We start from the raw sequence: 5,543 nt of genomic DNA, 5'->3' as shown, positions 1-5,543 counted from the left end.
ACCGCTGGTGAGACTTGGCAGCGCCGTCTGGGATGTGGGCGTCTTCATCGTGGCCTCTTGAGTGGTTGTCATGATTCAAGCACATGACATTTTACCATTTTTGAGGACATTATTCCTTAATAAACAACCTATTGGATCCTTTTTAGGGCCGATTTTGAACTCCGAAACGTGAGTGATGAAGTAAACGAGACTCTCTTTATCTGTGGTCAAAACGGCTGGATCTCGAAATAAATCCAGTTCCGGGGAAAGTTTACTTTATTCCCCGTAAGCGCCGACCAACGGATAGTTAATCAATTGCCTAACGAATAAGGTTAGATCGTCCGAGCGAAGCGAGCGACGATCTGAACCGGTTGTTGGACAAGCCCGGGATCGTGGCGGTACGCAGGGGGTATAGAAAATAGCTTTTCGAGGCCGAGGGCTCGCGGAGCCCTGGAGGCTCACGAGGAGGTGCCGAGCCGCGGCTGTTAAGCCGCCATCGTGGCCAAGATGGCGCCCAACGGTGGTCAGCGTGGGCATTCTGCCGGAATGTCAGGCGAGCGCCAGCGTCGACCGGAAGACGCCGCAGTCCCGGGGTCGGTCTTTCGGGAGCGGTTACATCGCCACAGCCTCCGCTGCCTCAAGGGCTGGCGTCAGGGGCGGTTGTAATGAGCGCGGTGGCAAGCGTGTTTGCACGATCACCATGTCAGCCCCACAGCACGGGCATTTCAGCGTAGGCCGGGGTTTGAGCTGAGCGATCAGGCGCTTCGGATCGAGGCCGAAGAGCCACTGCAACACGGCAATGGCGCGCTTGCTGTTGGGATGCAGAAAGCCGTAGTGACGTGTGCGGCGAAAGCCCTTGGGCAAGACATGCTGGAGCACCAGGGCGAGGAAGCGCGCCCCCGGCAGGGTGCGGTACTCCAAGCGCTTGCGCTTGGCATCGCGGTAACGAAAGGTCACCTGTCCGTTCTCGCAGGCGACGATGTCCTTCTCCTGGATGACGCCGCGATAGAGATAGCGCCCCAGATAGACCAGCGCTTTCTCGCCACGCCCGACGTTCTTGCAGTCGACGACCCAGGTGCTCGGTAGGCCGGGCGGTAGGCTCAGTCCCTCGGCGGTGATGGCCTCCAGCAGCTTGGCGCGGAAGACCTTGGCCAGCGCCTTGTGATTGAACAGATAGCCGCGCTTGGCGCTTTTGGTGCGCCACAACTTCTTGTCCGGGTCGATGCCTGCGGCTGGCACCACGAGATGGACATGGGGATGGAAATCGAGGCGACGCGAATGCGTATGGAGCACCGCAATCGCCCCGGCCTTGCCCTGCAGAGCGTTGTCGTTGAGGGCGAAGGTGCGCACCGTCTCCCAGCTCGCGCGGATGAGGTGATCGTAGAGCGCCTGCTGGTTGGACCACACCAGTGCGCGCAGTGCCTCGGGCACGGTGAAGGTCAGCAGGAAGTAGGTCGCCGGTACCTGTTTGGCAAGCTGACGCTCGATCCATTGCTGGCTCTCATGGTGCTGACAGTGCGGACAGGCGCGATGACCACAGGAATGCGGGACGAGCTCGGTGTGATCGCAGGCGCTGCACTGCACGCGCATCACGGGGCTGGCCGAGGTGCGGCAGGTCTTCAGGGCCTGTAGGGCCTTACGCTGGCTGGGCAGGATCGTCTCAGCATACTGGGCGAGGTAGTCCGCCTCGAAGGTGGCGATGATGGCGGAGAGCAGGATCATTTCACGCCCCTCCAGTCGATGGAGAAGCCGCGCATCAAGGCGTTGATCGCCTGCTCGGCGTTGCCGTTGGTCTGAGAGGTCAGGTGGGTGTAGCGGGCGGTGGTGAGGATGGAGTGATGACCGAGGATCTTCTGGACTTCCAGCAGATCGACGCCGGCCTCGATCAGGTGTGTGGCATAGCTGTGCCTAAGGCTATGAGGGGTAATCTTTTTTTAAGCCCGCAGGAGGTGGCCACCTTACGCAGGGTCATCTGCACGCCACCACGATCGAGCGGCGTGGACGCCGAGGCCGCCGCTTTCAGCCCACCGTGGCGATTGGGAAACAGCAGCACCGGGTTGCGATGCAGTCGCCAGAAGCGGCGCAGCAGCTCAAGCGTTGTCTCGGGCAGTGGCACCAAGCGATCCTTGTTGCCCTTGGCATCACGGATGTGCACGCGCCGACGCGCCGCATCGATATCGGCCACCGTCAGGCGCAGGCCCTCGCCGAGGCGTAGACCCAAGCTGTAGAGGGTGAAGAAGAAGACCCGATAGCTCAGTGTCTGGGTCGCCTGAATCAGGCGCTGAGCCTCCTCGACGGTGACGATATCCGGCAGGCGCTGCCCTTTGGGCGGTTTGACGAGGTCGACGTTGACCCAAGGCTTGCGCAGCACATGGGCGTAGAAGAACTTCAGCCCGTACAAGTCGAGCTTGACGGCACTCCAGGAGTGAGTTTCGAGCAGATCGCAAAAGTAGTCGAGCAACTGCTGCTCGGACAGATCCGCGATGTCGCCGTCAAAATAGGCGCCGATGCGGCGCACGGCGCGTGCGTAGGCTTCGATGGTCTTGGGCTGCAGACCTTTGAGCCGAAGGTGCTTGAGATGCGCCTCGTAGTGACGCTTGAACTGCGCTTCGCAGGAGCTGGACATGGCGGTGTAACCTCATGATGTTGAACAAACGGCCCCTCGCAGCCGAGGGCGTGAGGTTACATTCTAAGCGCCACGCCGCCGCATGGGCTTTCTCCGCGTTAGCGGGTCAAGAAAATCCGGAGCAAATATAATTGAAGCGTAGAGTTTATCTTGAAACTTCTGTCATCAGTTATTTGACTGCACGACCCAGCAAAACCATTATCGGTGCTGCTCACCAGCAAATAACCTTAGCATGGTGGGATAAACGAGCCGACTATGACTTGTTCATGTCAGAATTGGTATTGCGTGAATGTGCTGCTGGCGATCCGGACGCTGCTCGAAAACGTTTGGAAATAATCGAAAACATTCCGTTGTTGGTTGCAACAGAAGAGTCATACCAACTCGCAGATAACCTTCTGAAAAAAGGAATCATTCCTGCCAAAGCAGCAGAGGATAGTCTGCATATTGCAATCGCTACAACTCATTCTGTTGACTATTTACTGACATGGAATTGCAAACACATTGCAAACCCTGAGCTGCAAAGAAAAATTATGGATTATCTCATTGAACAAGGACAGTTCCTGCCGTTCATTTGCACGCCGGAAGAACTGCTTGGAGAAGAAGATGGCAATTGATGAAATCATAGAAGAAGTCAGAGCCAACAGAGAAGCCCATGCTGCAAATTTTAACTATGACTTGCGCGCAATCTATGAAGATTTAAAGAGATCTGAAAAAGAACATATAGATAATGGTCGTCCTTTTGTAGAGCCACCGATTAAGCAAGCATCGGCTAACAAATCGCTCCACCGGACCACTGCTCCGCTACCGCTCCACAGTAGCCGGTGAGCTTGGTCGTTAGCTTCCGAGAAACGCGGCAACCGAACCAAAGCAAATGAAGCCTGTTGTCTACATTGAGTCATCGGTAATCAGCTACCTGGTTTCCCGTCCCAGTCGCGATGTCATCGTCGCAGGCCGGCAAGCACTTACGCTTGAGTGGTGGGAAAACGAGAAACAGCGCTTTGACTTGAGAGTATCGGCTCTGGTTGAGGACGAAATCGGTCGCGGAGATCCTTCGGCTGCTGAACGCCGACTTGCGCTCATTGAACGAATTCCAAGCCTAGCCGCTACGGATAACGCTCTCTTCCTCTCTGAAAGACTCATTGCAGAAAAGGCTATACCCGCTGGCAGCGAGGATGACGCCCTTCACATCGCCATCGCTGCAACTCAAGGAGTTGATTATCTGCTTACCTGGAATTTCAAGCATATCAACAACGCCGAAACCAAGAAATTGATCACTCGGATCGTTGAATCCCTCGGCTACGTTTGTCCCTTGCTTTGCTCGCCGGAAGAACTCGGAGGCACATCTAATGATTGAAGACCCTATCGTCGAGGAAATGCGAAAGCACCGGGAAGAACATGCGTCCGCTTACGGACATGATCTCCAGCGCATTATTGCCGCACTCCGAGAGCGAGAAGCGCAATCAAAACGCCCTGTGCTTAATCCCGGTCCAAAATATTTGCTCCAAAAGACAGGAAGCTAACGAATAAGGTTAGCTCTATCTTTCTCCGCGATAGCGGCTGCGTCCAACAAGATAAATCCAGCCGACGCCTTCAGCCGCTATCGCTAAATTCGGCTCGGCTGATTTTCAACGTGGCGGTAGAACGGCCGAAATTACGGCGGATTCAGGCGCAAACTGGGGGCTGACTTGAGGAATAATCGGCATGATCAACTCTGACGAATTTATAGAGGCGCTTGCCCGGAGGGAGTTCTTCCTCGAGTACTTGCCAACCATCTCTCTGAGCGACGGTCGGTGTATCGGCGCGGAAGCGCTCACCCGTTGGAAGCGTCCGACCGGCGTCGTCTCTCCCCTAGACTTCATTCTGTCCATGGAGAATACTCCGCTTTCCGGCATGCTTACTTATTGGGTGTTCGATACTGTGGCAGCCGAAATGGGCGACTGGCTCCGTGCGCACCCCGACTCCCACATTAGCATCAACATTCCCCCAGAGGTTTTTGGTCGTGGCGGATTGATGTATGCCGCGGAAAAATCCGGGTTGATCGAGTTGGCGCCGCAACTAGTGCTGGAACTGACCGAGCGGGGACTGCCCGACGCACTCGCAGTTGAGGCGCTTAATATGGCTCATAAGACTGGCGTTCGGCTCGCCTTGGACGATGTCACTCTTGTCGACGGGGCCAATTTGGCCATCCTGGTACGCTGCAAGTTCGATATTATTAAGTTGGACATGTCGTTGATTGCGCAGATCAGCCCGCTGAACCCTGTTCCCGAATGGGTCAGGAGCATTACCGCTTTGCTGGAATCGTCAGGACTCGCGGTAACTGCCGAGGGAGTCGAGACAGAATGTCAACTCCTGGCGCTTCGTGAGGCCAAAGTGCAGGCAGCACAAGGTTTCTACTTCTCGCCCCCGATCCCTGCCGCAGCTTTCATCGCTTATCACCGTGAAGCTGCCGTGTAGCGGCTTCGTCCAACCAAGGGCTCGTGTGGACGCTCGCTATCGCTCGCCCCACTGAGCCCAGCGGTTAGGCGAAAAAGCGACGTCAAGGTATCCAAATGCCTCCGAAGGTTCGAGAACTGGGCCTTGGTCATCGGTTGGTTGCGCCAGGCAAAGCCTGGAAGGAGAGGAAGATAGCGGACGGATAAGCGAATCGGAAACTCCTTGTTGCGGCCCACCGGGTGAAAGTCCCGAGCCGGTAAGGATTGGCCATCCACCGGAACCGAGTGTGGCGTGGTTCGGGAGTGATCCCGGCTGCGAAGCGAACACAGGGGGCGTGTAGGCTGTGTGATAGAGCCCCGAAACTGATGCCAGCGGAGCCGACGCATTCCAATCACCGGAAGGCAACAGTCTCGGCATTGTACTGGCCTGATGCCGAGACTCCGCCGGGGTCTGAGAGCAGGGCATGCACGCACGGGTCGCCCAGGAACCTGGGAGGGCTCAGTCG

The 5,543-nt window shown here is 56.7% G+C and carries 5 protein-coding genes and 1 pseudogene; 4 read left to right on the top strand and 2 right to left on the bottom strand.

The window, feature by feature from the left end:
- Positions 1–591: 591 nt before the first annotated feature.
- A complete protein-coding gene (locus tag CKO23_RS23575; protein WP_200335813.1) occupies positions 592–1,701 on the bottom strand; it encodes an IS91 family transposase in 1,110 nt (369 codons plus the stop codon).
- A pseudogene (locus tag CKO23_RS23565) lies at positions 1,698–2,605 on the bottom strand (tyrosine-type recombinase/integrase). Before CKO23_RS23565 ends, CKO23_RS23575 begins: the two are co-directional and overlap by 4 nt.
- A gap of 131 nt (positions 2,606–2,736) precedes the next feature.
- Between CKO23_RS23565 and CKO23_RS23560 the strand changes: the two are divergent.
- From CKO23_RS23560 to CKO23_RS23545, 4 genes are all read left to right on the top strand, one after another.
- On the top strand, positions 2,737–3,219 hold the full coding sequence (locus CKO23_RS23560; protein ID WP_200335809.1) for a type II toxin-antitoxin system VapC family toxin: 483 nt from the start codon (positions 2,737–2,739) through the stop codon (positions 3,217–3,219).
- Positions 3,209–3,430, top strand: coding sequence for a hypothetical protein (locus tag CKO23_RS23555; RefSeq protein WP_200335807.1), 222 nt, complete (start codon positions 3,209–3,211; stop codon positions 3,428–3,430). The genes CKO23_RS23560 and CKO23_RS23555 overlap by 11 nt, the downstream gene beginning before the upstream one ends.
- Positions 3,431–3,476: 46 nt before the next feature.
- Positions 3,477–3,959 carry a type II toxin-antitoxin system VapC family toxin gene (locus CKO23_RS23550; RefSeq protein ID WP_200335805.1) on the top strand — a complete coding sequence of 161 codons (483 nt, stop codon included), beginning with the start codon at positions 3,477–3,479 and terminating at the stop codon, positions 3,957–3,959.
- A gap of 347 nt (positions 3,960–4,306) precedes the next feature.
- Positions 4,307–5,059, top strand: a complete 753-nt coding sequence (locus CKO23_RS23545; protein WP_200335804.1) for an EAL domain-containing protein — start codon at positions 4,307–4,309, stop codon at positions 5,057–5,059.
- Positions 5,060–5,543 lie beyond the last annotated feature (484 nt).

The sequence above is a fragment of the Thiocystis violacea genome (genome assembly GCF_016583565.1).
Lineage (GTDB): Bacteria > Pseudomonadota > Gammaproteobacteria > Chromatiales > Chromatiaceae > Thiorhodococcus > Thiorhodococcus violaceus_A.
The sequence above is the reverse complement of the archived record's forward strand: the minus strand, read 5'-3'. Positions and strand labels throughout refer to the sequence as shown.

Bases quoted from the DNA above. Each gene is read 5' to 3' on its own strand.
- CKO23_RS23575 (WP_200335813.1), bottom strand. From the start codon at position 1,701: ATGATCCTGCTCTCCGCCATCATCGCCACCTTCGAGGCGGACTACCTC.
- CKO23_RS23555 (WP_200335807.1), top strand. From the start codon at position 3,209: ATGGCAATTGATGAAATCATAGAAGAAGTCAGAGCCAACAGAGAAGCC.
- CKO23_RS23550 (WP_200335805.1), top strand. From the start codon at position 3,477: ATGAAGCCTGTTGTCTACATTGAGTCATCGGTAATCAGCTACCTGGTT.
- CKO23_RS23545 (WP_200335804.1), top strand. From the start codon at position 4,307: ATGATCAACTCTGACGAATTTATAGAGGCGCTTGCCCGGAGGGAGTTC.